The 25,502-nt window shown below is 64.3% G+C and carries 26 protein-coding genes, 1 tRNA gene and 1 pseudogene; 16 read left to right on the top strand and 12 right to left on the bottom strand.

Going from position 1 to position 25,502, the window contains the following annotated elements:
• Window positions 1-42: 42 nt before the first annotated feature.
• Both HU729_RS17370 and HU729_RS17365 read right to left on the bottom strand, forming a co-directional pair.
• Window positions 43-288 (bottom strand): TIGR02647 family protein, encoded by a 246-nt coding sequence (locus HU729_RS17370; protein ID WP_186667374.1) that lies wholly within the window; start codon window positions 286-288, stop codon window positions 43-45.
• 45 nt (window positions 289-333) lie between these two features.
• Window positions 334-639 carry a hypothetical protein gene (locus HU729_RS17365; protein WP_054891610.1) on the bottom strand — a complete coding sequence of 102 codons (306 nt, stop codon included), beginning with the start codon at window positions 637-639 and terminating at the stop codon, window positions 334-336.
• A 146-nt stretch (window positions 640-785) separates the two neighbouring features.
• Between HU729_RS17365 and HU729_RS17360 the strand changes: the two genes are divergently transcribed.
• Window positions 786-1,445 carry a glutathione S-transferase gene (locus HU729_RS17360; RefSeq protein ID WP_186667375.1) on the top strand — a complete coding sequence of 220 codons (660 nt, stop codon included), beginning with the start codon at window positions 786-788 and terminating at the stop codon, window positions 1,443-1,445.
• An 85-nt stretch (window positions 1,446-1,530) separates the two neighbouring features.
• On the opposite strand, the gene argH is transcribed toward HU729_RS17360, so the two are convergent.
• Window positions 1,531-2,925 (bottom strand): argininosuccinate lyase, encoded by a 1,395-nt coding sequence (gene argH / locus HU729_RS17355; protein WP_186667376.1) that lies wholly within the window; start codon window positions 2,923-2,925, stop codon window positions 1,531-1,533.
• Between the two features lie 311 nt (window positions 2,926-3,236).
• Between argH and HU729_RS17350 the strand changes: the two genes are divergently transcribed.
• From HU729_RS17350 to rsd, 7 genes are all read left to right on the top strand, one after another.
• On the top strand, window positions 3,237-3,977 hold the full coding sequence (locus HU729_RS17350; protein ID WP_186667377.1) for a LytTR family DNA-binding domain-containing protein: 741 nt from the start codon (window positions 3,237-3,239) through the stop codon (window positions 3,975-3,977).
• Between the two features lie 116 nt (window positions 3,978-4,093).
• Window positions 4,094-5,035 carry a hydroxymethylbilane synthase gene (gene hemC, locus HU729_RS17345; RefSeq protein WP_186667378.1) on the top strand — a complete coding sequence of 314 codons (942 nt, stop codon included), beginning with the start codon at window positions 4,094-4,096 and terminating at the stop codon, window positions 5,033-5,035.
• Window positions 5,032-5,799, top strand: a complete 768-nt coding sequence (locus tag HU729_RS17340) for a uroporphyrinogen-III synthase (RefSeq protein ID WP_186711065.1) — start codon at window positions 5,032-5,034, stop codon at window positions 5,797-5,799. The genes hemC and HU729_RS17340 overlap by 4 nt, the downstream gene beginning before the upstream one ends.
• Before the next feature lie 46 nt (window positions 5,800-5,845).
• Window positions 5,846-6,946, top strand: coding sequence for a uroporphyrinogen-III C-methyltransferase (locus HU729_RS17335; RefSeq protein ID WP_186667380.1), 1,101 nt, complete (start codon window positions 5,846-5,848; stop codon window positions 6,944-6,946).
• Complete coding sequence (locus HU729_RS17330) at window positions 6,943-8,184, top strand: heme biosynthesis protein HemY (protein ID WP_186667381.1); 1,242 nt, start codon at window positions 6,943-6,945, stop codon at window positions 8,182-8,184. The genes HU729_RS17335 and HU729_RS17330 overlap by 4 nt, the downstream gene beginning before the upstream one ends.
• Window positions 8,185-8,458: 274 nt before the next feature.
• The gene (locus tag HU729_RS17325; RefSeq protein ID WP_186711064.1) at window positions 8,459-8,959 is read left to right on the top strand and encodes a disulfide bond formation protein B; all 501 of its coding nucleotides are present in this window, start codon (window positions 8,459-8,461) and stop codon (window positions 8,957-8,959) included.
• 221 nt (window positions 8,960-9,180) lie between these two features.
• Window positions 9,181-9,651: a sigma D regulator gene (gene rsd / locus HU729_RS17320; RefSeq protein ID WP_186667383.1), complete on the top strand. Its 471-nt coding sequence runs from the start codon at window positions 9,181-9,183 to the stop codon at window positions 9,649-9,651.
• Window positions 9,652-9,660: 9 nt separating this feature from the next.
• Here rsd and HU729_RS17315 read toward each other — a convergent pair whose 3' ends face one another.
• Complete coding sequence (locus HU729_RS17315; protein ID WP_186711063.1) at window positions 9,661-10,326, bottom strand: FKBP-type peptidyl-prolyl cis-trans isomerase; 666 nt, start codon at window positions 10,324-10,326, stop codon at window positions 9,661-9,663.
• 225 nt (window positions 10,327-10,551) lie between these two features.
• Between HU729_RS17315 and HU729_RS17310 the strand changes: the two genes are divergently transcribed.
• Window positions 10,552-11,640 (top strand): AlgP family protein, encoded by a 1,089-nt coding sequence (locus HU729_RS17310; protein ID WP_186711062.1) that lies wholly within the window; start codon window positions 10,552-10,554, stop codon window positions 11,638-11,640.
• Here the strand turns inward: HU729_RS17310 and HU729_RS17305 are convergent.
• Window positions 11,616-12,098: a TIGR02444 family protein gene (locus HU729_RS17305; RefSeq protein ID WP_186711061.1), complete on the bottom strand. Its 483-nt coding sequence runs from the start codon at window positions 12,096-12,098 to the stop codon at window positions 11,616-11,618. The genes HU729_RS17310 and HU729_RS17305 overlap by 25 nt on opposite strands.
• 70 nt (window positions 12,099-12,168) lie before the next feature.
• Between HU729_RS17305 and HU729_RS17300 the strand changes: the two genes are divergently transcribed.
• The 3 genes from HU729_RS17300 (at window position 12,169) to HU729_RS17290 (ending at window position 15,508) form a co-directional block, all read left to right on the top strand.
• Entirely contained in the window at window positions 12,169-14,079 is a 1,911-nt protein-coding gene (locus HU729_RS17300) for an ATP-binding cassette domain-containing protein (protein ID WP_186711060.1), read from the top strand.
• The gene (locus HU729_RS17295; RefSeq protein WP_186711059.1) at window positions 14,079-14,666 is read left to right on the top strand and encodes a mechanosensitive ion channel family protein; all 588 of its coding nucleotides are present in this window, start codon (window positions 14,079-14,081) and stop codon (window positions 14,664-14,666) included. Before HU729_RS17300 ends, HU729_RS17295 begins: the two co-directional genes overlap by 1 nt.
• A 209-nt stretch (window positions 14,667-14,875) precedes the next feature.
• Window positions 14,876-15,508, top strand: a complete 633-nt coding sequence (locus HU729_RS17290; RefSeq protein WP_054891623.1) for a LysE family transporter — start codon at window positions 14,876-14,878, stop codon at window positions 15,506-15,508.
• Window positions 15,509-15,538: 30 nt separating this feature from the next.
• Here the strand turns inward: HU729_RS17290 and HU729_RS17285 are convergent, their stop codons facing one another.
• Both HU729_RS17285 and HU729_RS17280 read right to left on the bottom strand, forming a co-directional pair.
• Window positions 15,539-16,291 (bottom strand): slipin family protein, encoded by a 753-nt coding sequence (locus HU729_RS17285; protein WP_186711058.1) that lies wholly within the window; start codon window positions 16,289-16,291, stop codon window positions 15,539-15,541.
• 2 nt (window positions 16,292-16,293) lie between these two features.
• A pseudogene (locus HU729_RS17280) lies at window positions 16,294-17,642 on the bottom strand (nodulation protein NfeD).
• A gap of 159 nt (window positions 17,643-17,801) precedes the next feature.
• Here HU729_RS17280 and HU729_RS17275 point away from each other — a divergent pair.
• Together HU729_RS17275 and HU729_RS17270 are read left to right on the top strand one after the other, a co-directional pair.
• Window positions 17,802-18,044 (top strand): DUF2789 domain-containing protein, encoded by a 243-nt coding sequence (locus HU729_RS17275; RefSeq protein ID WP_186667390.1) that lies wholly within the window; start codon window positions 17,802-17,804, stop codon window positions 18,042-18,044.
• 70 nt (window positions 18,045-18,114) lie between these two features.
• The gene (locus HU729_RS17270) at window positions 18,115-18,753 is read left to right on the top strand and encodes an NADH:ubiquinone oxidoreductase subunit N (protein ID WP_186667391.1); all 639 of its coding nucleotides are present in this window, start codon (window positions 18,115-18,117) and stop codon (window positions 18,751-18,753) included.
• 9 nt (window positions 18,754-18,762) lie between these two features.
• Here HU729_RS17270 and HU729_RS17265 read toward each other — a convergent pair whose 3' ends face one another.
• From HU729_RS17265 to HU729_RS17245, 5 genes are all read right to left on the bottom strand, one after another.
• On the bottom strand, window positions 18,763-19,200 hold the full coding sequence (locus HU729_RS17265) for a CBS domain-containing protein (protein WP_186667392.1): 438 nt from the start codon (window positions 19,198-19,200) through the stop codon (window positions 18,763-18,765).
• 156 nt (window positions 19,201-19,356) lie between these two features.
• On the bottom strand, window positions 19,357-21,087 hold the full coding sequence (locus tag HU729_RS17260) for a dipeptidase (protein WP_186711057.1): 1,731 nt from the start codon (window positions 21,085-21,087) through the stop codon (window positions 19,357-19,359).
• 156 nt (window positions 21,088-21,243) lie between these two features.
• Window positions 21,244-21,320 (bottom strand) — tRNA-Arg (locus tag HU729_RS17255).
• Between the two features lie 141 nt (window positions 21,321-21,461).
• Window positions 21,462-21,653: a DUF3077 domain-containing protein gene (locus HU729_RS17250; RefSeq protein ID WP_186711056.1), complete on the bottom strand. Its 192-nt coding sequence runs from the start codon at window positions 21,651-21,653 to the stop codon at window positions 21,462-21,464.
• A gap of 64 nt (window positions 21,654-21,717) precedes the next feature.
• Window positions 21,718-21,966 (bottom strand): hypothetical protein, encoded by a 249-nt coding sequence (locus tag HU729_RS17245; protein ID WP_186711055.1) that lies wholly within the window; start codon window positions 21,964-21,966, stop codon window positions 21,718-21,720.
• Between the two features lie 588 nt (window positions 21,967-22,554).
• Between HU729_RS17245 and gabD the strand changes: the two genes are divergently transcribed.
• Together gabD and gabT are read left to right on the top strand one after the other, a co-directional pair.
• A complete protein-coding gene (gene gabD / locus HU729_RS17240) occupies window positions 22,555-23,997 on the top strand; it encodes an NADP-dependent succinate-semialdehyde dehydrogenase (protein WP_054891643.1) in 1,443 nt (480 codons plus the stop codon).
• 179 nt (window positions 23,998-24,176) lie between these two features.
• A complete protein-coding gene (gene gabT / locus HU729_RS17235; protein ID WP_186667396.1) occupies window positions 24,177-25,454 on the top strand; it encodes a 4-aminobutyrate--2-oxoglutarate transaminase in 1,278 nt (425 codons plus the stop codon).
• Window positions 25,455-25,502 lie beyond the last annotated feature (48 nt).

Below are 25,502 nucleotides of genomic sequence, written 5' to 3'. Positions count from 1 at the left end.
CGAACCGCCGCTCCGACTTGTCCCGCGATGAGGCCGTTACAGTTACGCAGGCTGTGGGCTTTTCAGAACATTCAACAGTAACTGCACGCTCTCCACCGCATCGTGGCCCAGGCTGGTCAGGTAACCACCGTCTGGCTGGTCGGTCAGTTGCTTGGCATGCAGGCGTTTGGCCGCGGCGACCAGCGCTGGCGAGGCATTGGCGTGAATCTTGATCCCTTCCTGGCTGCTGTCGAGGTTGAACAGCGCAAGGACTTCCAGTTCGGCGATCAATTCGGGGGTGAAGGACATGAGCGACTCCTGACTTCCAGACAAGGACGGAAGTCAGGAGTGTAGTCAGGCTTCGTCGTCGTCGCCTTGATTTGCCTCAGGTGGCAATTCCGGCAGGGCGCGCAGGGCATTTTCGTACCACTCGGTATCGAATGCGCGATCCTCGGTGAGCAACGCGTCGATCTCGATGGCCAGCACGTGGGCCATGAGGTTGAGGATGTCCTCGCGCTCGTAGCCGACCAGGGTCAGCTTGTTGAAGGTAGCCTTGGCGGCAGGCGGATTGCCGCTCTCGATCTGGTTCTCGATGGCCTGGGTCAGCGTCGCCTCGGCGAATTCTTCGTCGTCGTTTTCGATGTCGGTGGGTTCGCTCATGGCGCTACTCCTGTGATGAAAGCGACAGTGTGCCATGCCTGTGTCGGCAATGCCCGGTCATCGACGCGCGCCATGATGCTGGTCAGGGGATGGCCAGGCGGCTATAACAGCCAGGCCAACCCCTTACGGCCTGGAGGCTGTCGTTCATGCTCAAGCTCTACGGATTCGCGGTCAGCAACTACTACAACATGGTCAAGCTGGCCCTGCTGGAAAAAGGCGTGCCCTTCGAGGAGGTGCCGTTCGTTTCCGGGCAGACGCCCGAGGTGCTGGCTGTCAGCCCGCGTGGCAAGGTTCCGGTGCTGGGAACCGAACACGGCTTTCTCAGCGAGACAAACGTGATCCTCGATTACATCGAGCAGACCCACCCCGAGCATCCGCTGCTGCCCAGTGATGCATTCGGGCAGGCCAAGGTGCGTGAGCTGCTCAAGGAGATCGAGCTGTACATCGAACTGCCGGCACGTACCTGCTACGCCGAAGCGTTCTTCGGTACGGCGGTGGAGCCGCTGGTCAAGGAGCGAGCGCGCAGCGAGCTGCTGGCAGGTTTTGCCACGCTCAAGCGCAACGGCAAGTTCGCGCCTTATGTCGCTGGCGAAAAGCTGACCCTGGCTGATCTGATGTTCTGCTTCTCGGTCGACCTGGCGTGTGCGGTAGGCAAGAAGGTGCTGGGGATCGATTTCCTGGCGGACTTCCCCCAGGCAGCGGCGCTGTTGGGGAAGCTGCGCGAGCATCCGCACATGGCGCGGATCGTGGCGGACAAGGAGGCGGCGATGCCGAAGTTCATGGAGATGGTGCGGAACAAGCGGTGATTGGAAGAGGGGCCGCTGCGCGGCCCATCGCGGCGCAAGGCCGCTCCCACAGGGGGCGAGGTGTCCTGTGGGAGCGGCCTTGTGCTTAGCGCGAAGCCAGCAGCGCCTTGCCGCGTGCCACCGCCGCACGCACCTGCGCCGGCGCGGTGCCGCCGATGTGGTTGCGCGCGTTCACCGAGCCTTCCAGGGTGAGTACGGCAAACACGTCCTGTTCGATCTGGTCGCTGAACTGACGCAGTTCCTCCAGGCTCATCTCGGCCAGATCCTTGCCGGTGTCGACGCCATACTTCACGGCGTGACCGACAATCTCGTGGCAGTCACGGAAGGGCAGGCCACGGCGCACCAGGTAGTCGGCAAGGTCGGTGGCGGTGGAGAAACCACGCAGCGCCGCTTCACGCATGATGGCGTGCTTGGGCTTGATCGCCGGGATCATGTCGGCAAAGGCACGCAGCGAGTCGCGCAGGGTGTCGGCGGCGTCGAACAGCGGTTCCTTGTCTTCCTGGTTATCCTTGTTGTAGGCCAGCGGCTGGCCTTTCATCAGCGTGAGCAGGCCGGTCAGGGCGCCGAACACGCGGCCGGTCTTGCCACGCACCAGCTCCGGGACATCCGGGTTCTTCTTCTGCGGCATGATCGAGCTGCCGGTGCAGAAACGATCAGGCAGGTCGATGAACTGGAACTGCGCGCTCGTCCACAGCACCAGCTCTTCGGAGAAGCGCGACAGGTGCATCATCGCCACGCTGGCGGCCGCACAGAATTCGATGGCGAAGTCACGGTCCGAGACGCCGTCCAGCGAGTTGCCGGCCACGGCTTCGAAGCCCAGCAGCTTGCAGGTCAGCTCACGGTCGATCGGGTAGGTGGTGCCGGCCAGCGCCGCGCTGCCCAGTGGCATGCGGTTGGCGCGCTTGCGGCAGTCGACCAGGCGCTCGTAGTCGCGGCTGAGCATTTCGAACCAGGCCAGCAGATGGTGGCCGAAGGTCACCGGCTGGGCGGTCTGCAGGTGGGTGAAGCCGGGCATGACGGTTTCGGCTTCGCGCTCGGCCTGTTCCAGCAGACCCTGCTGCAGGCGGGTGATCTCGCCCAGGATCAGGTCGATTTCGTCACGCAGCCACAGGCGGATGTCGGTGGCGACCTGGTCGTTGCGGCTGCGGCCGGTGTGCAACTTCTTGCCAGTGATGCCGATGCGGTCGGTCAGGCGGGCCTCGATGTTCATGTGCACGTCTTCGAGGTCGACACGCCAGTCGAACTGGCCCGCTTCGATTTCACCCTGGATGGTCTTCAGGCCATCGATGATGGTGTCGCGCTCGGCGTCGGAGAGTACGCCGACCTGCGCCAGCATGGTGGCGTGGGCGATCGAACCCATGATGTCGTGACGGTACAGGCGCTTGTCGAAATCGACCGAGGCGGTGAAACGGGCGACGAAGGCGTCGACGGGCTCACTGAAGCGGCCGCCCCAGGACTGGTTGGTCTTGTCGGTGCTCATGGATCCACTCATAGAAGGCGTGAATGAAAAAGTGGCGCCGATCATAGCAGGGTTGGGCTTCGCTAAGCAGGGCGCCGGTCGCGAGAAAATTGCCGGTGTACGCAGGGTGGGCGGGCGCCACAGGATATTCAACGATTGAACGGCAGTGTTCCACGGACCGTCTACAGTTGGACAGAGGACTGGCAGCTATTCTGCCAGACCAGTGAATCTTTGGCCTTCGCATGGGTCTGTAGCGTGACCGTTACAACGGTCACCGACTCCTGTCTACGCTTGTACCCACTGCGAGACTCACTCAGGAATCCAGCGCAATTATGAATGTCCTGATCGTTGATGATGAACCCCAGGCCCGCGAGCGCCTGAGCCGACTGCTCGGTGAACTCGAGGGCTATACGGTGCTTGAGCCCAGCGCCACCAATGGCGAGGAGGCCCTGGCGCTGATCGACAGCCTCAAACCCGATGTCGTCCTGCTGGACACCCGCATGCCGGGCCTCGATGGCTTGCAGGTGGCAGCACGCCTGTGCGAACGCGAGGCGCCACCGGCGCTGGTGTTCTGCCTCGATGACGACGAGCAGGAGGCGTTCAGCCACAGTGCCCTCAGCCATGTCGGCCGCACGACCCAGCCCCAGGCCCTGCGCGATGCCCTGCGCAAGGCGGAAAAGCCCAACCGCACCCAGCTCGCCGCCCTGACCCGTCCGGCCAACGAAGGCGGAGGCGGCCCGCGCAGCCATATCAGTGCGCGAACGCGCAAGGGTATCGAGCTGATTCCCCTGCCCCAGGTGATCTACTTCATTGCCGACCACAAGTACGTGACCCTGCGTCACGAGTCAGGCGAAGTGCTGCTGGACGAGCCGCTGAAATCGCTGGAAGACGAATTCGGCGAGCGTTTCGTGCGTATCCATCGCAACGCCCTGGTGGCCCGTGAACGTATCGAGCGCCTGCAGCGCACGCCGCTGGGGCATTTCCAGCTGTTTCTCAAAGGCCTTGACGGTGATGCCCTGACCGTCAGCCGTCGACATGTGGCCGGCGTACGCAAGATGATGCAGACGCTCTGACCGAGGCGAATGACGGCTGCTGCCAGGGATGGCCGGGCCAGGTGATGACCTGGATCTGCTAGCGAGGCTGAGGGAACTGTTATCATCGGCGGCATTTCTCTGCTTCGGGGCGTTAAATGTCCACTCGCGAAATCCGCATTGCCACCCGTAAAAGTGCCCTGGCCCTGTGGCAGGCCGACTATGTCAAAGCTCGCCTTGAGCAGGCCCATCCGGGCCTGGTCGTGACCCTGGTGCCAATGGTCAGCCGCGGCGACAAGCTGCTCGACTCGCCCCTGGCGAAAATCGGCGGCAAGGGGCTGTTCGTCAAGGAGCTGGAAACCGCCCTGCTCGACAACGAAGCCGATATCGCCGTGCATTCGATGAAGGACGTGCCCATGGACTTCCCCGAAGGTCTGGGCCTGTATTGCATCTGCGAGCGTGAAGACCCGCGCGACGCCTTCGTTTCCAACACCTTCGACAGCCTCGAGGCGCTGCCGGCCGGCAGCGTCGTCGGCACCTCCAGCCTGCGCCGCCAGGCCCAGTTGCTGGCGCGTCGCCCTGATCTGAAGATCCAGTTCCTGCGCGGCAACGTCAACACGCGCCTGGCCAAGCTCGATGCGGGGGAGTACGACGCCATCATCCTCGCTGCAGCGGGCCTGATCCGCCTGGGTTTCGAAGACCGCATCACCTCCAGCATCAGTGTCGATGACAGCCTGCCGGCCGGCGGCCAGGGCGCTGTCGGCATCGAGTGTCGCAGCGCCGACCACGAGATCCACGCCCTGCTGGCGCCGCTCAACCATCCTGATACCGCTGACCGCGTGAAGGCCGAGCGGGCGATGAACAAGCACCTCAACGGCGGCTGCCAAGTGCCGATCGCCTGCTATGCCGTGCTCGAAGGCGATCAGTTGTGGCTGCGTGGCCTGGTCGGCCAGCCCAGCGGCGGGACGTTACTGATGGCGGATGCCCGCGCCCCGCGTGCCGACGCCGAAACCCTGGGCGTGCAGGTGGCCGAGGACCTGCTGGGGCAGGGCGCCGAGGCGATCCTCAAGGATGTCTACGGCGAGGCGGGCCATCCGTGAGCGACTGGCGCCTGCTGCTGACCCGCCCCGAAGAGGAGTGCGCGGCTTTGGCGCAGAGCCTGGCGGCTGCTGGAATCGCCAGCAGCCGCTTGCCCTTGCTGGCGATCGACCCGCTGGCCCTGGATCGAACGGCCCAGGCGAGACTGGGTGGCATCGATCAGTACCAGGCGATCATCGTCGTGAGCAAGCCAGCGGCGCGTCTGCTGCTCGAGCGGCTCGCCGACAAGGGCATCAAGCCGCCGCCCCAGGGCTGGTTCACCGTGGGGGAGGCGACGGCGCGCATTCTCCAGGCCGCCCATCTGCAGGTGACTTTCCCTACAGAGGGTGATGATAGCGAGGCCTTGCTCGGCCTGTCTGTCCTGCGAGAGGCTATCGCGCTTCCTACAGCACGCGTCCTGATTGCCCGTGGTGTTGGTGGTCGTGAATGGCTGGCCGAGCGTCTTGGTGAGCAAGGTGCTAGTGTCGATTATCTGGAACTGTATGAACGTCGCCTGCCGGATTATCCCCCAGGCAGCCTGATGCGCCGGATCCAAGCGGAACGCTTGAACGGGCTGGTGGTCAGCAGTGGGCAGGGCTTCGAACACCTGCTCCAGCTGGCCGGTGCGGATTGGCCGCGTCTGGCGGGGCTTGCGCTGTTCGTGCCAAGCCCGCGCGTGGCCGAACAGGCCAGGGCGGCAGGCGCCCAACAGGTTGTGGATTGCCGTGGCGCGAGCGCCGCGGCCTTGCTGGCAGCCGTGCAGCGCAGCGCTGCACCTGCCTCCTAAGGCGTCGAGCGGATTGCGACGACGCCCCCATGCAAAGGATGGATACGTGAGCGAGACTGTCTTGTCCAACAACGAACAACCTTCGGCGCTCGATGCGCCGCAGACTCCCGTCGAGCAGCCGGCCAAGCGCGCCGGCAATGGCCTGGCCCTGCTAGCGCTGTTGATCGGCGCAGCCGGTGTGGCCGTCGGTGGTTGGGGCGCATGGCAGGTGCACCAGCTGCAAGGCAGCGAGCAGGGCCAGGGTGAGCATATCGAGGCGCTGAACCAGCGCGCCGAAGCGCTGCAGCAACGCCAGCAGCAGTTCGGCTCGCAACTGGCGACCCTGCCCGCAGCCAGCGAACTCGAAGACCGCCGTCGGCTGGTTGCACAGTTGCAGAGTGACCAGCAAAGGCTCAGCCAGCGCCTGGAAACCGTGCTTGGCGAAAGCCGCAAGGAGTGGCGTCTGGCTGAGGCCGAGCATCTGTTGCGCCTGGCTACCCTGCGCCTGTCGGCGCTGCAGGACATCGCCAGCGCCAAGGCGCTGGTCGAAGGTGCCGACGAGATCCTGCGCGAGCAGAGCGACCCAGGTGCCTTCGCGGCACGTGAGCAACTGGCGCGCAGCCTGGCGACGCTCAACAGCACCCAGCAACCCGACCGTACCGGGTTGTTCCTCAAGCTCGCCGCCCAGCGCGAGCAGGTACAGCAACTGAGTGCCCAGTCGCCTGAGTTCAACAGCGATGCCGACGCCCTTGGTGCGCTGACCGCCGACGGCGATGGTGCGAGCCGCCTTTCCCGGTGGTGGGCAGAGATTTCCAAGTATTTCCAGATCGATTTCGACGCCGACCAGAACGTGCGTCCGCTGCTGGCCGGGCAATCGCTCAACCAGCTGCGCCTCGCGCTGAGCCTCACCATCGAGCAGGCCCAGTGGGCGGCGCTCAATGGCCAGGCCAAGGTCTACAGCCAGGCGCTGGACGATGCGCGCAGCGTGCTGCTGGCCAACTTCAACCCGGACAACCCGCAGAGCAAGGCCATGCTCGACAGCCTCAACGCACTGGCCGAGCAGCCCGTCTCGGTGGTGGTGCCTGACCTGAGCGAAAGCCTTGCCGCCGTGCAGGCCTATATCCAGCGGCGCCATCTGCCGGCCGAAGGCGAAGGGGGCAAGCCATGAAGCGTGTCTACCTGCTGGCAGTGTTGGCGATCGTCATCGCCGCGGCCTTGGGTGTGGCCATCGCCAAGCACAGTGGCTACGTGCTGATCGCCTATGGTGGCTTCCGTTACCAATCAGGGCTGTGGGCGGCGTTCGCGGCACTGGTGGTGCTGGTGCTGGCGCTGCTGTTGCTGCGTTACGTGGTTGGCCTGGTGCTGGCGTCCAGCGGGGTGGTCAACCCTTGGTCACGGCGCAATCGCAGCCGGCGGGTGCGTGTCGCCATCGAGCAGGGCCAACTGGACCTCGCCGAGGGTCGCTGGGCCAGTGCCCAACGCCACCTGCACCGCGCCGCCGAAGCCGAGCGCCAACCCTTGCTCTACTACCTCGGCGCTGCCCGTGCGGCCAACGAGCAGGGGCGCACCGAAGACAGCGACAACCTGCTCGAACGTGCCCTGGAGCGTCAGCCCCAGGCGGAGCTGGGGATCGCCCTGACCCATGCGCAGTTGCAGATGGACCGCGGCGACAGCGACGGTGCCCTGGAAACCCTGCTGGCGATGCAGGCGCGGCACCCGCACAACGCCCAGGTGCTGCGCTTGCTGCAGCGTCTGCACCGCGAGCGTGGTGACTGGCCGGCGTTGATTCGCCTGCTGCCGGACCTGCGCAAGGGCAAGGTGCTGCCGGGCAACGAGCTGGCCGAACTGGAGCAGCGTGCCTGGGGCCAGAACCTGACACTGGCCGCAACCCGCGGCGAGGACTCTCAAGCCGCCCGCCAATCGCTGGAGCGCGCCTGGCAACAGCTTACCTCGGCCCAGCGCCAGGAGCCGCAGTTGGTGCTGGCCTATGCCGAGCAACTGCGCCAGGTTGGCGCCCAAGGTGACGCCGAGCAGGTGTTGCGTACCGCATTGAAGCGTCAGTTCGAAAGCCACCTGGCGCGCCTTTATGGCCTGGTACGTGGCGATGACCCGGCGCGCCAGTTGCAGACGGCCGAAGGCTGGCTCAAGGATCATCCGCAAGACCCCAGCCTGCTGCTTACCCTGGGGCGCCTGAGCCTGCAGAACCGCCTGTGGGGCAAGGCGCGTGACTACCTCGAAAGCAGCCTGCGCATGGAGCGCAACCCGGAAACCTGCGCCGAACTTGCGCGGCTGTTGGCCGGGCTGGGCGAGACCGAGCGCAGCAACCAGCTGTTCCAGGAGGGCCTTGGCCTGCTTGACGAGCGCTTGCTGGCCTTGCCGCTGCCTGAGGGTGTGCACGCGTCCTGAGTTCGCCAGGGCGTTGCGTAGCCCGACAGCAACACAAGGCAGCGCCCGCTGCAGGTGCTGCCTTGTGTTGCTGTCGGGCACATCCGATTGGTGTTTCCCCTGGCAGTGGTAGGACAGTATCTGCGCAGTGGCTGACCTTCGGATATGTCCTACCAAGATTAGAAAACTTTCCCTTCCAATCAGCGATTTGTCCCCACTGTAGCAACTTGAAACAGCGATCCTCTTTCCTCTACCGTTTCACGCCACTACTGCTCTTCCGGGATTTCCGTCGCTCATGTCGCAGGCTCGCTCGCGCCCTTTGTTCTTTGCAGCCTTCCTCGTCTCGCTCGCCACCTTGGGCGGGGCGATCGTGCTTGAGAACTGGCTTGGCCTGGTTCCGTGCCCCCTTTGCCTGACCCAGCGCCTGCTGTTGGTGTGCTACGCGCTGGTTTGCCTGTGCGCCATGCTGCATGCCCCGGGTGCAGCCGGCACGCGGGTCTATGCGTGGCTGGCAGGTGGTTGTTCCGGTGCCGGTGTCGCCCTTGCGTCACGGCAGGTGTGGCTGCAGGGCGAGTGGCTTGCGATTACCCCCGAACCTTTCGCGCAGACACTTCAGCGCTCCTGGACACAGGCCTTGGAACGTCTGCTGGTCGGCAGCTCCGAATGTGTTTCGATCAGTTGGAGCTTCCTGGACCTCACGCTCCCCGAATGGAGCGTGATGGCCTTCCTGCTGCTCACGGCGCTGCCCTTGTACTGCCTGCTGGCGTATCGTTTCCGCAACCCTGGCGGCAGTTGACCCAGCGCAATTGCGCGACCAATGGTCCTGTGTGTGGGCATCAAACGCTTGTATGAACTTAGTCCTCTGCGTACCTTGATGGTCAGCACGCGCGGGAATAATCTCCCCTGCACGCACATTGAAAACATACGGTTCGATGCCGCTCTGCGGATGTCACCTTTGTGTCGCGCAGTTGTGACGCGAGGTGCAGCGGCATCTGCCCAGCTAGGGATGAGACTGCCATGCTCGATAGTTGCCAGAACGCCCAGGAACGATGGGGCGGGGTTCACAAGCTGATCGACCGTTGGCTGGAGGAGCGTCATGAACTGGTGCAGGCCTTCCGCGCGCTGCGCGATGCCAAGCCAGCCTTCGCCGACAAGGACAAGAACCGCGACTTCTGCGCGATCCTGGTTGACTACGTGTCGGCCTGGCACTTCGAGGTCAGCGAGCAATTGGTCACTGAAGCGAAGGCGTTCGGCGACGAGCAGGCGCTCAAACTGGCCGAGGAAATCAATCCCCGGATCAACGACATCACCCAGATCGCTCTGGCTTTCAATGACCATTGCGAGAAAGGCGAGTGCAAGGATACCGAACGTTTCGCCGACAAGCTCGGCAAGCTGGGCGGCCTGTTGCACGAACGCTTCGAGCTCGAAGACTGTCTGATCGAAGTGCTGCACAACGCGCACAAGGAAGAGGGTGCGGTACAGGCCTGACGGCCTGTCTCAGTCGCCAACTGCCAGCAGTTCGATCTCGAACACCAGCGGGGTATAGGGCGCGATCAGGTCGCCCGCCCCATCGGCGCCATAAGCCTGCGCCGACGGAATCACCAGTCGCCACTTGGCGCCTGCCTTCATGTGTGGCAATGCCACCTGCCATCCTTCGATCACCGAGCCCAGGCTGAACCACTGCGGTTGCTGGCTCTGGTCGAACACCGAGCCGTCCGGCAGCTTGCCGACATACCGAACCTGCACTTTTCCACCCGCCTTGGGTTGCGCGCCGCTGCCGCTGGCCAGCTCGCTGTAGAGCACACCTTCGGGCAGTTCATGTACACCGCTGCGGGCGCGTTCGTTGGCCATGAAGCGTTTTTCCGCGGCCAGCAGCTTGTCGACCTGCGCCTGCTGCGCGGCGGCGTTGGCCTGCTCGTCATGCTGCTGGAGAATCGCCTGCATGCGCGTCTTGTCGATGCGCGGCGGCTGGCCCTGATAGGCCTGGCGCAGCCCCTCTACCAGCGCATCGAGCTGCAGGCCGGGCATCTCCTGGTGCAGGCGTTCGCCAAGGCTTGCGCCCAGGCTGTAGGCCAGGTCCTGGTCATTGGCGGGGGATGTTTCGGGGGCGGCCAGGGCAGAGGCTGCCAACAGGCTCAAGCCGAGAATCAGATAACGAGGCACGGGCAACTCCTGCGGCGATGAAGGCGAAGTATGCCAGCCTTTGTTGCCGGCCAATGAGTAAATGTCGGCAATCATTTAATCGACTACTACACTTGCACCGAGCTGCAAGATAACAACTTTGCCCAGGCATGCAACGCGGCGCAAACAATACTGTCAACATGCCCTAGCGGCGGTAGCAGCAGAAGCATAGTATGAGCCGCAATCTCGTCAGCCAGGAGGTAAGCCATGTCGGCTAAAAAGAAGCCCGTCAGTACGCCGTTGCATCTGCTCCAGCAACTTTCCGGTAGCCTGCTCGAACATCTGGAAGAGGCTTGCTCGCAAGCGCTGGCGGATGCAGAGAAACTGCTCGCCAAGTTGGAAAAACAACGCGGCAAGGCGCAGGAGAAACTGCACAATGCCCGTCTGAAGTTGCAGGATTCTGCCAAGGCCGGCAAGGCCAAGGCACAAAGCAAGGCCCAGGGGGCTATCGGTGAACTTGAAGCACTGCTCGATTCGCTGAAAGATCGCCAGACTCAGACGCGTACTTATATTCAGCAACTCAAGCGTGATGCCCAGGAGAGCCTGAAACTGGCTCAGGGTGTTGGCAAGGTGCGTGAAGCCGCTGGCAAGGCACTCGGCCTGCGTGCGGCAGCCAAGCCTGCGGCCAAGACTGCTGCAAAACCTGCCACCAAGGTCGCGGCTGCCAAGCCTGCCACCAAGTCTCCTGCTGCCAAGCCCGCCGCCAAGGCACCCGTGAAAACCGCCGCTGCCAAGCCTGCTGCTAAAGCCGCCGCCAAACCTGCCGCTGCCAAGGCACCGGCCAAAGCGGCAGCCGCCAAGCCTGCTGCGAAAACCGCTGCGGCCAAACCCGCTGCCAAACCTGCTGCGGCCAAGGCCCCGGCCAAGCCAGCAGCCAAAGCAACTGCGGCCAAGCCTGCGACCAAGGCAGCTGCAGCCAAGCCGGTTGCCGCCAAACCAGCAGCCAAACCGGCAGCCGCTAAACCTGCTGCCAAGCCCGCTGCTGCCAAAGCTCCAGCCAAAGCCGCCGCCAAGCCGGTTGCAGCCAAGCCTGCAGCGGCTGCCAAGTCAGCAGCCAAACCAGCAGCCAAGCCAGCGGCAGCCAAACCTGCCGCGAAGCCAGCAGCGGCAAAACCGGCTGCGAAACCTGCAGCCAAACCCGCTTCGAAACCTGCCGCCAAGCCAGCTGCCACCAAGGCTCCTGCCAAGCCTGTCGAAGCCAAGCCCGCAGCTCCTGCTGCCAGCAGCACTCCGGCTTCTCCAGCGCCATCGGCTCCGGCCAGCACCCCGGCTCAGTCGCCGTCTTCGGCGTCCTGAAGCGCTCTGGCCGCGGCGCGCAGCTGATGCAGCGCGTCGTGGTCACGGGCCTGGTCCGGCGCCAGCCGGTCCAGCCAATCGTCGGCGTGTCCGTCCGGGCTCGCCGACCACTTTGCGGCGCACGTCTGCAAGCGCGCCAGCAAGGTTCGCTCCGCCTCCAGTTCCAACCCTTTCACCTGCTCCCGTAATGCCGCCAGGTGCGGATCGCCTTGTGCCTGTGCACGCCACGCCTGACGCAGCGCGCGCAAGGGTGTAACCACCTCTTGCTGCCAGGGGCCGGCCAGTTGCCGTAGTGCTTCCACCCGCCGCGCATCGGGGGCTACCCGCCGTGCCTGCAGCCAAGTGCCGCACAGCAGCAGGCAGACATCGCCGCCCAAGGCCTGCAGGGTCAGGCAGGCATTCTCGACCCCTGGACGGCCGTAGAGGGCCAGGGCGTGGTTCCATAATTCGCTGTGCATGATTCGTCTCGCGCCAATGATCGAGTGGCCTGTGTGGGCCACCCGGAAGCTGATAGACTCCGCGACCATCATGATCAGACTATCCAACCTCACTTTACAGCGTGGTCCTCAGCGCTTGCTAGAAGGCGCCGAGATGACCCTGCACACCGGTCACAAGGCCGGCCTCATCGGCGCCAACGGTGCCGGCAAATCCAGCCTGTTCGCCCTGCTGCGCGGTGAGTTGTCGCCCGACGCCGGCGATTGCCAGATCCCCGCCGATTGGCGCATCGCCCACATGCGCCAGGAGGTCGACACCCTCGATCGCCTGGCGGTGGACTATGTCCTCGACGGCGACCTGCGCCTGCGCAAGGTCCAGGCCGACCTGGCCGCTGCCGAGCAGGCCCATGACGGCACGGCGCTGGCGCGTCTGCACAGTGAGCTGGACAGTGCCGACGGCTACACCGCTGACGCCCGCGCCCGCAAGTTGCTGGCAGGGCTGGGCTTCACCGCCGAGCAGATGGACCGCCGCGTCGGCGACTTCTCCGGTGGCTGGCGGATGCGCCTGAACCTGGCCCAGGCACTGATGTGCCCGTCCGACCTGCTGCTGCTCGACGAGCCCACCAACCACCTGGACCTCGACGCGATCCTCTGGCTCGAAGACTGGCTCAAGGGCTATCCGGGCACGCTGCTGCTGATCTCCCACGACCGCGACTTCCTCGATGCCGTGGTCGACCATGTGCTGCATGTCGAACAGCGCAAGCTCAATCTCTACAAGGGCGGCTACAGCGCTTTCGAGCGCACCCGCGCCGAACGTCTGGCGCAGCAGCAGCAGGCCTACGAGAAGCAGCAGGCGCAGCGCGCGCACATGGAAAAGTACATCGCCCGCTTCAAGGCCCAGGCCACCAAGGCCCGCCAGGCGCAGAGCCGGATCAAGGCCCTCGAGCGCATGGAGGAGCTGTCGGCGGCGCATGTCGATTCGCCGTTCGACTTCGTCTTCCGCGAAGCCCACAAGATCTCAAGCCCGCTGCTCGACCTCGCCGAAGGGCGCCTGGGTTATGGCGACAAGACCATCCTCGAGAAGGTCAAGCTGCAGCTCACTCCCGGTGCGCGCATCGGCCTGCTTGGCCCCAATGGTGCCGGCAAGTCCACCCTGATCAAGAACCTGGCCGGCGAACTCGAACCGCTGTCCGGGCGCCTGTTGCGCGGCGAGAACCTCGCTGTCGGCTACTTCGCCCAGCATCAGCTCGACTCGCTGGACGACAAGGCCAGCCCGCTGCTGCACCTGCAGCGCCTGGCTCCGGCCGAGCGCGAGCAGACCCTGCGCGACTTCCTCGGCGGCTTCGACTTCCGCGGTGATCGCATCGACGAGCCGGTGGTCAACTTCTCCGGTGGCGAGAAGGCCCGCCTGGCCCTGGCGCTGATCGCCTGGGAGCGGCCAAACCTGCTGCTGCTCGACGAGCCGACCAACCACCTCGATCTCGAAATGCGCCTGGCCCTGACCATGGCGTTGCAGGAATTCGCTGGTGCCGTGGTGGTCGTGTCCCACGACCGTCACCTGCTCAAGAGCACCACCAACGACTTCCTGCTGGTGGCCGATGGCAAGGTCGACACCTTCGATGGTGACCTGGACGACTACAGCCGCTGGCTGATCGACTACCGCCAGCGCACCGCCCCGGTCAGCAACACGCCGGTCAATCCGGACAAGACCGACAAGAAGGCCCAGCGCCAGGCCGCCGCCGCCCTGCGCCAGCAACTGGCACCGCACAAGAAGGCCGCCGACAAGCTGGAGACCGAACTGGGCCAGGTGCACGCGCAACTGGCCGAGATCGAGACCGCGCTGGGCGACAGTGGCCTCTACGACGCCGCCCGCAAGGATGAGCTGCGCGACCTGCTGGCCCGCCAGACCAAGCTCAAGCAGCGCGAAGGCGAGCTTGAAGAGGCCTGGATGGAGGCCCTGGAAACGCTGGAAAGCATGCAGGCCGAGCTGGAGGCGCTGTCCTGATGGAGCAGCTGCGCTCGCTGTTGCCGGGGCAATGGATGGATGCGTTCTGGCTGGGTTTGCAGATTCTGCTGATCCTGGCGCTGGCCTTCGTGCTGCAGCGCATTGTCGCCCGCACCCTGAGCCGCCTCGGCCAGCGCTACCCGCTGCCGCCGGAGCTGCTGGTGCCGGTGCGCGGCGGTCTGCGCTGGCTGATCATGGGCAGTGCGCTGCTGTTCGTGCTGGAGCGCATGGGAGTGTCGGCCACGGTGCTGTGGACGGCCCTGTCGGGCTTCGTCGCGGTGGCGGCGGTGGCGTTCTTCGCTATCTGGAGCGTGCTGTCGAACTTGCTGTGCGCCGTGCTGATCTTCACCGTCGGGCCGTTTCGCATTGGCGACGTGGTCGAGCTGGTCGATACCCTCGACAAGCCGGGGGTGAAGGGACGGGTGATCGCGATCAACCTGCTGTACACCACGCTGATGGAAACGCCGGAGGCGGGTGGGGCGCTGGTGCAGGTGCCCAACAGCCAGTTTTTCCAGAAGTCGGTGCGGCGTTGGCGCGGGGCTGAGGTGCCGGGCGTCAGCAACGGCACATCGGCCGAGACTGATTGAGCTTCTGCCGGCCCTATCGCGGGCAAGCCCGCTCCTACAGACACCACGCTGACGCTGAATACAGCTGAGCCCTGTGGGAGCGGGCTTGCCCGCGATAGGGCCGGTACAGGCACAAAACAAACCAGGCTCCCGCCACAAATTCCGCTGGTTATTTTTTCACCAAAACCTTAGCTTAACGTTTTGCAACATTCGTTCGAGCGAGGTGTGTGATGTCGATGGAAACCTGGTTGGCCTTCTTTGCCGCGTGCTGGGTCATCAGCCTGTCGCCGGGGGCCGGGGCAATCGCCTCGATGTCCAGCGGCCTGCAATACGGTTTCTGGCGTGGCTACTGGAACGCCCTGGGCCTGCAACTGGGCCTGATCGTGCAGATCGCCATCATCGCCGCCGGTGTCGGCGCGATCCTCGCCGCGTCGGCCACCGCCTTCCAGATCATCAAGTGGTTCGGTGTCGCCTACCTCGTGTACCTGGCGTACCGGCAATGGCGTGCGCTGCCGATGGACATGAGCGAAGAGTCCGCCGTGCGGCCCATCGGCAAGCCACTGAGCCTGGTGTTCCGAGGCTTTCTGGTCAACGTCAGCAACCCCAAGGCGCTGGTGTTCATGCTCGCGGTGCTGCCGCAGTTCATCGACCCGCACCAGCCATTGCTGGCGCAATACCTGGCGATCACCGCCACCATGATCAGCGTCGACATGCTGGTGATGGCGGGTTACACCGGGCTGGCCTCGCGGGTGCTGCGCCTGTTGCGCACGCCGAAACAGCAGAAGCGTCTGAACCGCACGTTCGCCGGCCTGTTCATCGGTGCGGCGACATTCCTCGCGACCCTGCGTCGGGCGCCGATCTGAAACTACGGGGGCGTGGCTGCGCAGCGATCTCTATCGATCCTTGTCCACCAGGCCCTTGAGCAGATCCACCGGCAACGGAAACACGATGGTCGAGCTCTTGTCCCCGGCAATCGACCCCAGCGTCTGCATGTAGCGCAACTGCATCGCCCCCGGCTCCTTGCTGAGCATCTGCGCGGCCTGCATCAACTTTTCCGACGCCTGCAATTCGCCCTCGGCATGGATCACCTTCGCCCGCCGCTCGCGCTCGGCCTCGGCCTGGCGGGCGATGGCGCGGACCATCGACTCGTTGAGGTCGACATGCTTGATCTCGACATTGGCCACCTTGATGCCCCAGGCGTCGGTCTGCGCGTCGAGCACCTGGCGGATATCGAGATTGAGCTGCTCGCGCTCGGCCAGCAGCTCGTCCAGCTCGTGCTTGCCCAGCACCGCGCGCAGTGTGGTCTGGGCCAGTTGGCTGGTGGCGCTTAAAAAGTCTTCCACCTGGATGATCGCCTTCTGCGGATCGAGCACGCGGAAGTACACCACCGCATTGACCTTGACCGAGACGTTGTCGCGGGTGATCACATCCTGCGGTGGCACATCCAGCACCACGGTGCGCAGGTCGACCCGCACCATCTGCTGGATGCCGGGGATCAGGATGATCAGCCCCGGCCCCTTCACCTGCCAGAAGCGGCCAAGCTGGAACACCACCCCGCGCTCGTACTCGCGCAGGATGCGCAGCGCCGACATCAGCAGCAGCGCCAGCAGCACCAGCAAGGTGCCAAATCCGAATTGAACGAACATCTCTACTCTCCTTGCGCCGAGGGCGCACTGGCGCTGACCTCCAGCACCACGCCGCGCCGGGCGATGACCCGCACGTGCTGGCCGGGCTGCAGCGGTGTGGTGCAGCGGGCTTGCCATTGTTCGCCCTGGGCCTGTACCGAGCCGCAGAACGGGTTGTCGAGCGTGACCTGGGTGACGGTCACCAGGCTGCCTACCAGCCCGGCATCGCCGCTGACCAGCGCGCGCCGTCGAGCCTTGACGGCCATGCCCAGCACACCGCCGAGCAGCAGCGCCGACACCGCGGCCAGGGCGACGATCAGCGCCAGCGGAATGCCGAAGCCCGGCGCATCGGTGTCCATCAGGATCACCGCGCCGACCACGAAGGCGACGATGCCGCCGAAGCCGACCACGCCAAAGCTGGGCAGGAACGCCTCCGCAACCATGAACGCCACCCCGAGCAGGATCAGCGCTACCCCGGCATAGCTCACCGGCAGCAACTGCAGGGCATAGAGCGCCAGCAGCAGGCAGATACCGCCGACCACACCGCCTACGCCCGAACCCGGGTTCATGAACTCGAACAGCAGCCCGTACACACCAAGCATGATCAGGATCAGCGCTACGCTGGGGTTGGTGATCACGGCCAGCAGGCGGGTGCGCCAGTCCGGCAGGTGCTCGACCACACGGGCATTGGCGGTCTGCAGCGCACGGGCCTCGCCAGCGGCGACCAGGGTCTTACCGTCCAGGCGTTGCAGCAGGCCCGGCAGGTCTGTGGCGACCAGATCGATGACGTTCAGGCGCAAGGCTTCCTCGGCCGACAGGCTGACCGCCTCGCGCACGGCCTTTTCCGCCCAGTCGGCATTGCGCCCGCGCAGTTGCGCAAGCCCCCGGATGTAGGCCGCGGCATCGTTGACCTGCTTGCGCTCCAGGGGGCCTGCTCAGCGTTGGTGGCGCCAGGCTTTTGCGTACTCTTGTCGCCAGCACCGATCTGTACCGGCGTCGCCGCCCCCAGGTTGGTGCCGGGGGCCATGGCCGCCACATGGCTGGCGTAGAGGATATAGGTCCCGGCGCTGGCGGCCCGTGCACCGCCGGGGGCCACATAGGTGACCACCGGTACGGGGCTGGCGAGGATCGCCTTGACGATCTGGCGCATGGCGATGTCGAGCCCGCCCGGGGTATCCATGCGGATCACCACCAGTTGCACCTGCTGCTCCTGTGCCTGGTCGAGCCCGCGCAGCAGGTAGTCGGCGCTGGCCGGGCCGATGGCGTCGTCGATGTCCAGCAGCCAGACGTCATGACCGGCCGCAGCCTGGCCCGCCCCGGCGACGCCGAGGATCAGCAACAGCCAGAACCTGCGCCAGCAGCGAGCGATCAGCTTGGTCATCTCAGGGCCCTCTTGTTCAAGTCTAGCTGCGCCTGTACGCAGAGGGCCTAAACTTGCCGAGGGCCTGTGGCGCTCATATCGATCGAGTCGTTGCGGCCAGGGCGCGGTCTACCGCAGGCAACCCCTAACCTGTGCAATCGAGGAGGACACATGGACGCACCGATTCACCCCTTCGCCGAGCTGTTCAAGCAACTGGGCCTGGCGGACGATGCCGTGAGCATCGACCAGTTCATCGCCTCGCACTCGCCGCTCAAGAACGAAATCAAGCTGGTGGACGCGCCGTTCTGGAGCGACGCGCAGCGAGCCTTTCTGAAAGAGAGCATCATCGAGGACGCCGATTGGGCCGTGCCGTTCGATCAGCTCAACGAGGCCTTGCGTCGCCCGCGCAAATAAAGCGCCGAGTGGCACCTGATGGTTGATTTCAGCGTTGCTATGCTCAGGAAAACAAAAAGGGGATAGCGCGATGAAAGATCCCTACGCACCAGGCTTCTGGTGCACCGTGACGATCCTGGGCACCCTGACTGCTGGCTACTTCTACGGTATCCGGCACACCCATCAGATGAACCAGGCGGTGCAGTTCCTGTATGCCGCCGCTGCGGTCACCGCGGCGGTGGCGCTCTGCGGCCTGGCGTGGATCGCCTGGCAGCAGTTGCACCTGAACAAGCGTGAAGTGGCTCAGGGCCGAACGCTGGTGGCCATCTGGAACACCAAGGTCGCCCTGCGTCGGGTCGAAACAGTGTTCGACCGCTATTTCTGGGGCAGCTACTGGCATTCGGGGCGTACCTTCGAAGAAGTCATGGGCGAGCTCAAGGGCACGCCACTGGAGCAGTGCCTGGACGCACTCAAGCGCCAGTGCCGCGAGCTGGACCGAGAAGTGCACGATCACCATCACCACTGGCTGGCCAATGCCCGCGACCTGTCGAGCGTGGCCACGGCCATGGCGCGCGAGCGCTACCAGCTCGACCTGTGCGACCCGCAGGGGCGTGACGGCGGCAATACCGCAGTGCTCAATCGTGATCTGGAAGTGCTGGTGTACACCTGGTCGGCGCGTCTGCGCAGTTTCGACCATCAGCTGGACGAACTGGAGCGCGCCTACCACTGAGCCGGCAGCTCATTCGCCGCGGATGTACTGTTGCAGTTGCAGGATCAGGTTGGCCTGTTCGGCAATGGTTTCCTTGACCAGGTCGCCGATCGACAGCAGGCCCAGCAGCTTGCCATGGTCGACCACCGGCAGGTGGCGCAGGTGACGGTTGGTCATCAGGTTCATGCAGTACTCGAGGTTCTGCTTGGGCTCCACGGTGACCACTGGCGAGCTCATGATCTCGCGCACGGGCGTGGCTGCCGACGAGCGGCCCTTGAGCACCAGCTTGCGCGCATAGTCGCGCTCGCTGACGATGCCTACCACCTGGTCGTTCTCGATCACGGGCAGCGCACCGATGTTCTTTTCTGCCAGCAGCTTCAGCGCGTCGAGCACCGACTCGTCAGGCCCGATGGTGTAGACGGTCTGGTGCTGGGATTTGGTCTTGAGAATCTGTTCGACGTTCTTCATGGGGGCCTCGGGGGTGGAAAAAGCGCTGTCCTGGAATAAATAAAGCATCCGGGACCGCGCTCTGCACGGCAATGCAGGAAACGGCATCGAGGCGATTGAAAAACGTCATTGGTCGAAGCGCACGAGGGCCGGCGGACGGCCCTCGCCGGGATTCGCTCAGAGCTTGGGCATCTGCCCGATGCGCGCGACCATCTCGCTGATCACCTGCAGGTCCAGCATGAACTGCTCCACGGTCTTGAACTCGTTGTCGTTGTGGCCGGTGTACTTCACGCCGGGCATCGACAGGCCGAACTGCACGCCGTTGGGCAGGTCGTGCACCGAGGTGGCGCCAGCAGAGGTGCCGAACTCGTGGGGCAGGCCGAGGTTCTCGGTGGCCACATCCAGCAGCGCCTTGACCCATTCGCCTTCGGGGTTGCGGTACATCGGCTCGTCCAGGGTGTACTCGAAGGCCACCGAGGTGTGGCTGATACGCGCCCAATCACCGAGCTTGTCAGCCAATTCGTCCTTGATCGTGTCGATCGGCTTGCCTTTCGGGATGCGCAGGTTCACCGCCAGCTTCAGGGCTTTCTGGTCCAGGGCGACGTAGGTCAGCGAGGCGGTCAGCGGCCCCATGAAATCGTCCTTGAAGCCGACGCCCAGTTTGCTGCCCAGGTAGTCCAGCCCCCAGTTGTCGGCGGCGTAGCGGGCAGCATCGGTGATGTGGTTGTGCTTGAGCGGCACGCGGTCGCCCAGGCCGTTGAGGAAGTCGAGCATGCGTGCCACCGGGTTGACCCCCGACTGTGGCGAGGAGGAGTGCGCGGAGACGCCGGTCACGGTCAGGATCACCTGCTTGCCCGAGACCACGGCGTCGATCTTGAAGTCCTTGCCATTGGCCTTGCGGTACAGCTCGCCGGCCTGCTTCAGGCGTCGGGCCAGGTCGGCCGGATGGTCGCCGATCAGCGTCGCCACCGAGGTGGTGGGGATCTGGTTGGTCGCCAGGCCGCCGGTGAGGTTGATCACCTCGGCGCCCTTGCCTTCACCCGCGCGCTTGCTGAAGCTGGCCATGACGGTGCCATAGCCCTTCTCGGCGATCACCACCGGGTAGCCGCCGTCCAGCGCCAGGTTGTAGTCCGGTGTGGCGTTGCGGGCGAAGTAGTAGGGAATGGCGTCGCCGGAGGTTTCCTCGGTGGTGTCCACCAGCAGCTTGAACTGACGCGCCAGTGGCAGCTTCTCGTCCTTGGCGACCTTCAGGGCGTAGAGCGCGACGACGATGCCGTTCTTGTCGTCCTCGGTGCCGCGGCCGTACATGCGATCACCCACCAGGGTGACCTTGAACGGGTCGAGGCGCGTGCCGTCTTCGAGTTTCCAGTTGGCCGGATTGACCGGCACCACGTCGGCGTGGGCATGGATGCCGATCACTTCCTTGCCTTCGCCGAGGGTGATCTCGTAGACGCGGTTGTCGATGTTGCGGAACTCAAGGCCGAAGTCTTCTGCCAGCGCCTTGATCTTGACGGCAATCTTGTGGAACTCGGGGTTCTCGTGTTGTGGCAGGCCCTCGACCTGGAAGGTCGGGATTTGCACCAGCTCGCGCAGCGTCTGGGTGGCAGCCTTGCCGTACTTGATGCGGGTGTACAGGCCCAGCAGGCGGTTGATCTCGTTCTGCTGCTCGGCGGCGAGCGGTTTGCCGGCGAGGTAGGCCTTGAGGGTTTCGTCGAGCGTGTCGACCTTGGCCAGTTCGCTGTTGGCCAGCTTGTCGATGAACTGCTTGAAGTCGGCCGGGTCGGTGCCGTCGTAGGCCTTGAGGATGGCGGCGGACTGTTGCGGGCTGAGGTTAGCGTGTGCGGGAACGGCGAACAGCGCAAGGCTGGCCAGCATCAGGGAGACGGCAGAAAGCTTGGGCAAGGGCATGGGTAAACGCATTCCTTCGCGAAGGGTTTAAAAGGGATGTCCATTGGTAGGAAACATGCCCACGCTAACACCAATGGGCGGTGTCGGGGGAGGGGCGAGGCGCGACCTGGCGCACAAACGAAAAAGCCCCGGGAGATTTCCCGGGGCTTTCGGAGATGGCGCACTCGGCGGGATTCGAACCCACGACCCCTGCCTTCGGAGGGCAGTACTCTATCCAGCTGAGCTACGAGTGCAACGCGGCGCAATGATACCCATCTGCGTCGATGGCGTCCATCGCCTTGATCTGTGGCTGTTTTTCCCGGGGTTTTGGACCTGTGGTGACCTTTTCGCGGGCAAGTCGCAGCGGCGAAGAGGTCACCACAGTACTGAATGGCTCAATGCACGCTGTTGCGCGCTATCTCCAGATCATTCATCAACCCCTTGGCCAGGGCGCTGAGGTAGTGCAGCGCCGTTACTGCGGCAGGGCGCGCTTCTTCCTGGTCGCTCAGGTCACGGATGCAGCCGAGCACGACCGAGACTTCCTCCAGCACCCGTTCCAGCGGTACGCCGGGCTGCACCCTGAACATGTCCAGGAATGTGGCGATGCCGGCGGTGGTTTAGTGGTTCGATTGATCGTTCATGGACATTCCCTCAGATCTGGTTCAAGGCATGTTCAACCAGTGCCCGCGCGGTTTCGGCGTTTTGCGCAGCGTTGGCCAGCATGTTCAGGCCGGGCGCTCCGGCGCGGGCGCGGCAGTGTTCGTCGAGGGTTTCGGCAACGCCGAGCAACAGTGCGCTGGCGTGGACCAGGGGATCGGGGGCGATCATGTCGGTGTGGATGGAGAAGGCGGGGTTGGTGATGAGTGTGAGGCGGGGTGGGTCGGGAACGAGTTTTTTCATGGCTACAGCTCCGTCTTGTTAGAGCTGCCGCAGATCCGTGGCTAAACGAAATAGGTGGCAGCTGTACGCGGGTTAGCCAACCGGGAAGACGGCACCCGGCGCACCCGAAGGTGCCCCACGCACAGCCGCCATGAAGTACCAGTAGCAATGCTCTGGAATGTGGAGGCGAGGTGCGACCGTCTTTGATCCGAGTGGCTAAACCCGATCGTTGATTTGGCAACGACCGGGCGAGCCTAGATCCCGTCACAGGCCGCTCGCAATGGCTTGAGTGCGGCAAAAGTGTCTTTGGGAAATGGACTACGCGCAATGGGGAAAATCTGATGTAGGCCGAGGTGGAGGGCACCGGCTTTGCCCGCGAAGAGGCCAGCCCCGTTTCCAAAGACCATTCGTTCTTTTTTTCGAACAGCCTATTGTCCAAACACCCAGCACCCGCTTAGCATTCGTTTGAGATTTCAAACGCTCAATACCCAATATTGAACACTTGGCTCGTTTGGGTGCCAGAATTCCTGACGGCAGCCCCACCAGGGGCGCCTTTCAATAATCAACAAGACGTTCCGTGCCAGCGCGGCGCGGTCAAGGGAAGCCGACATGCAGCTCAAAGACGCTCAGTTGTTCCGCCAGCAAGCCTTCATCAACGGTGAATGGCTGGATGCGGACAGCGGTCAGACCATCAAGGTGACCAACCCGGCCACCGGCGAAGTCATCGGCACCGTGCCGAAGATGGGGGCTGCGGAAACCCGCCGCGCCATCGAAGCCGCCGACAAGGCCCTGCCGGCCTGGCGTGCCCTGACCGCCAAGGAGCGTTCGAACAAGCTGCGCCGCTGGTTCGAGCTGATGATCGAGAACCAGGACGACCTGGCTCGCCTGATGACCACCGAACAGGGCAAGCCGCTGGCCGAAGCCAAGGGCGAAATCGCCTACGCCGCCTCGTTCATCGAGTGGTTCGCCGAGGAAGCCAAGCGCGTCTACGGCGACACCATCCCGGGCCACCAGCCAGACAAGCGCCTGATCGTCATCAAGCAGCCGATCGGTGTCACCGCGGCCATCACCCCGTGGAACTTCCCGGCGGCGATGATCACCCGTAAAGCCGGCCCGGCCCTGGCCGCTGGCTGCACCATGGTGCTCAAGCCTGCTTCGCAGACCCCTTACTCCGCCCTGGCCCTGGTCGAGCTGGCCACCCGCGCCGGCATCCCGGCTGGCGTGCTGAGCGTTGTTACCGGCAGCGCTGGTGAAGTCGGCGGCGAGCTGACTGGCAACTCCCTGGTACGCAAGCTGTCGTTCACCGGCTCGACCGAAATCGGTCGCCAGCTGATGGAAGAATGCGCCAAGGACATCAAGAAAGTATCCCTGGAGCTGGGCGGCAACGCTCCGTTCATCGTGTTCGACGACGCCGACCTGGACAAGGCGGTCGAGGGCGCGATCATCTCCAAGTACCGCAACAACGGCCAGACCTGCGTCTGCGCCAACCGCATCTACGTGCAGGACGGCGTCTACGACGCGTTCGCCGAGAAGCTCAAGGCTGCCGTTGGCAAGCTGAAGATCGGTAACGGCCTGGAAGAAGGCACCACCACTGGCCCGCTGATCGACAACAAGGCGGTCGCCAAGGTCCAGGAGCACATCGAGGACGCCGTCTCCAAGGGCGCCAAGGTGCTGTCCGGTGGCAAGCTGATCGAAGGCAACTTCTTCGAGCCGACCATCCTGGTCGACGTACCGAAGACTGCCGCCGTCGCCAAGGAAGAGACCTTCGGCCCGCTGGCGCCGCTGTTCCGCTTCAAGGACGAGGCCGAAGTCATCGCCATGTCCAACGACACCGAGTTCGGCCTGGCCTCGTACTTCTATGCCCGCGACATGAGCCGCGTGTTCCGCGTCGCCGAGGCCCTGGAATATGGCATGGTCGGTATCAACACCGGCCTGATCTCCAACGAAGTCGCGCCGTTCGGCGGTATCAAGGCCTCGGGCCTGGGCCGCGAAGGTTCCAAGTACGGCATCGAGGACTACCTCGAAATCAAATACCTGTGCATCAGCGTCTGATGCGCTAAGGGCTTTACCTCTGCCAGCGGGGCGCGAGAGCGACGTCTCGCTGGTTTTTTTGACATGCAGTACCTGGTGGCCAGGGCGCCGGTGACAGTCGATCAACGAATACTGTTCACAGGCACACCCAGCCACCCCCGAATAACAGCGCCGTCAGAGTCGGCGCGAATGAGGGCATTATGAGCAAGACCAACGAATCCTTGATGCAACGCCGTGTCGCCGCCGTCCCACGTGGCGTCGGCCAGATCCACCCGATCTTCGTCGAGTCGGCGAAGAACTCCACGGTGATCGACGTTGAAGGCCGCGAACTGATCGACTTCGCCGGCGGCATCGCAGTACTGAACACCGGCCACCTGCACCCGAAAGTGGTCGCCGCCGTTCAAGAGCAGCTGACCAAGGTCAGCCACACCTGCTTCCAGGTGCTGGCCTACGAGCCCTATGTAGAGCTGTGCGAAAAGATCAACAAGCTGGTCCCGGGCGACTTCGACAAGAAGACCCTGCTGGTTTCCACCGGCTCCGAAGCCGTTGAAAACGCCGTGAAGATCGCCCGTGCCGCCACTGGTCGTGCCGGCGTGATCGCCTTCACCGGCGGCTACCACGGCCGCACCATGATGACCCTGGGTCTGACCGGCAAGGTCGTGCCGTACTCCGCAGGCATGGGCCTGATGCCAGGCGGCGTGTTCCGTGCCCTGTTCCCGAGCGAGCTGCACGGCGTGAGCGTCGATGACGCCATCGCCTCGGTCGAGCGCATCTTCAAGAACGACGCCGAGCCGCGCGACATCGCTGCGATCATCCTCGAGCCAGTACAAGGCGAAGGCGGCTTCCTGCCCGCGCCGAAAGAGCTGATGCAGCGCCTGCGCGCCCTGTGCGACCAGCACGGCATCCTGCTGATCGCCGACGAAGTGCAGACCGGCGCTGGCCGTACCGGCACCTTCTTCGCCATGGAACAGATGGGCGTCGCGCCTGACCTGACCACCTTCGCCAAGTCCATCGCCGGCGGCTTCCCGCTGGCCGGTGTGTGCGGCAAGGCCGAGTACATGGACGCCATCGCTCCAGGCGGCCTGGGCGGCACCTACGCCGGTTCGCCGATCGCCTGCGCCGCGGCCCTGGCCGTCATCCAGGTGTTCGAGGAAGAGAAACTGCTGGATCGCAGCAAGGCCGTTGGCGAGCGCCTGACCGCCGGCCTGCGTGAAATCCAGAAGAAGCACCCGATCATCGGTGATGTCCGTGGTCTGGGTTCGATGATCGCCGTGGAAGTGTTCGAGAAGGGCACCCACACCCCGAACGCTGCCGCCGTGGCCCAAGTGGTCGCCAAGGCACGTGACAAGGGTCTGATCCTGCTGTCCTGCGGCACCTACGGCAATGTCCTGCGGATCCTGGTTCCGCTGACCGCCGAAGACGCCCTGCTGGACAAAGGCCTGGCCATCATCGAAGAGTGCTTCGCTGAACTGGCTTGATCGCTGATTCGCGTGAGTAGAAAACGCCCAGGCATTGCCTGGGCTTTT

This window comes from Pseudomonas sp. RW10S2 (assembly GCF_014268985.1).
In the GTDB taxonomy this organism is placed as follows: Bacteria; Pseudomonadota; Gammaproteobacteria; order Pseudomonadales; family Pseudomonadaceae; genus Aquipseudomonas; species Aquipseudomonas wayambapalatensis.
The sequence above is the reverse complement of the archived record's forward strand: the minus strand, read 5'-3'. Positions and strand labels throughout refer to the sequence as shown.

What these genes read in the sequence shown, in the direction of transcription:
- argH (WP_186667376.1), bottom strand. Translation starts at nt 2,925, where the DNA reads ATGAGCACCGACAAGACCAACCAGTCCTGGGGCGGCCGCTTCAGTGAG.
- HU729_RS17285 (WP_186711058.1), bottom strand. Translation starts at nt 16,291, where the DNA reads ATGTTCGTTCAATTCGGATTTGGCACCTTGCTGGTGCTGCTGGCGCTG.
- HU729_RS17365 (WP_054891610.1), bottom strand. Translation starts at nt 639, where the DNA reads ATGAGCGAACCCACCGACATCGAAAACGACGACGAAGAATTCGCCGAG.
- HU729_RS17310 (WP_186711062.1), top strand. Translation starts at nt 10,552, where the DNA reads ATGTCGGCTAAAAAGAAGCCCGTCAGTACGCCGTTGCATCTGCTCCAG.
- HU729_RS17325 (WP_186711064.1), top strand. Translation starts at nt 8,459, where the DNA reads ATGTCGCAGGCTCGCTCGCGCCCTTTGTTCTTTGCAGCCTTCCTCGTC.
- HU729_RS17265 (WP_186667392.1), bottom strand. Translation starts at nt 19,200, where the DNA reads ATGAAGAACGTCGAACAGATTCTCAAGACCAAATCCCAGCACCAGACC.
- HU729_RS17300 (WP_186711060.1), top strand. Translation starts at nt 12,169, where the DNA reads ATGATCAGACTATCCAACCTCACTTTACAGCGTGGTCCTCAGCGCTTG.
- rsd (WP_186667383.1), top strand. Translation starts at nt 9,181, where the DNA reads ATGCTCGATAGTTGCCAGAACGCCCAGGAACGATGGGGCGGGGTTCAC.
- HU729_RS17260 (WP_186711057.1), bottom strand. Translation starts at nt 21,087, where the DNA reads ATGCCCTTGCCCAAGCTTTCTGCCGTCTCCCTGATGCTGGCCAGCCTT.
- HU729_RS17305 (WP_186711061.1), bottom strand. Translation starts at nt 12,098, where the DNA reads ATGCACAGCGAATTATGGAACCACGCCCTGGCCCTCTACGGCCGTCCA.
- gabT (WP_186667396.1), top strand. Translation starts at nt 24,177, where the DNA reads ATGAGCAAGACCAACGAATCCTTGATGCAACGCCGTGTCGCCGCCGTC.
- gabD (WP_054891643.1), top strand. Translation starts at nt 22,555, where the DNA reads ATGCAGCTCAAAGACGCTCAGTTGTTCCGCCAGCAAGCCTTCATCAAC.
- HU729_RS17250 (WP_186711056.1), bottom strand. Translation starts at nt 21,653, where the DNA reads ATGTTCAGGGTGCAGCCCGGCGTACCGCTGGAACGGGTGCTGGAGGAA.
- HU729_RS17295 (WP_186711059.1), top strand. Translation starts at nt 14,079, where the DNA reads ATGGAGCAGCTGCGCTCGCTGTTGCCGGGGCAATGGATGGATGCGTTC.
- HU729_RS17370 (WP_186667374.1), bottom strand. Translation starts at nt 288, where the DNA reads ATGTCCTTCACCCCCGAATTGATCGCCGAACTGGAAGTCCTTGCGCTG.
- HU729_RS17245 (WP_186711055.1), bottom strand. Translation starts at nt 21,966, where the DNA reads ATGAAAAAACTCGTTCCCGACCCACCCCGCCTCACACTCATCACCAAC.
- HU729_RS17290 (WP_054891623.1), top strand. Translation starts at nt 14,876, where the DNA reads ATGTCGATGGAAACCTGGTTGGCCTTCTTTGCCGCGTGCTGGGTCATC.
- HU729_RS17350 (WP_186667377.1), top strand. Translation starts at nt 3,237, where the DNA reads ATGAATGTCCTGATCGTTGATGATGAACCCCAGGCCCGCGAGCGCCTG.
- HU729_RS17275 (WP_186667390.1), top strand. Translation starts at nt 17,802, where the DNA reads ATGGACGCACCGATTCACCCCTTCGCCGAGCTGTTCAAGCAACTGGGC.
- HU729_RS17360 (WP_186667375.1), top strand. Translation starts at nt 786, where the DNA reads ATGCTCAAGCTCTACGGATTCGCGGTCAGCAACTACTACAACATGGTC.
- HU729_RS17330 (WP_186667381.1), top strand. Translation starts at nt 6,943, where the DNA reads ATGAAGCGTGTCTACCTGCTGGCAGTGTTGGCGATCGTCATCGCCGCG.
- hemC (WP_186667378.1), top strand. Translation starts at nt 4,094, where the DNA reads ATGTCCACTCGCGAAATCCGCATTGCCACCCGTAAAAGTGCCCTGGCC.
- HU729_RS17270 (WP_186667391.1), top strand. Translation starts at nt 18,115, where the DNA reads ATGAAAGATCCCTACGCACCAGGCTTCTGGTGCACCGTGACGATCCTG.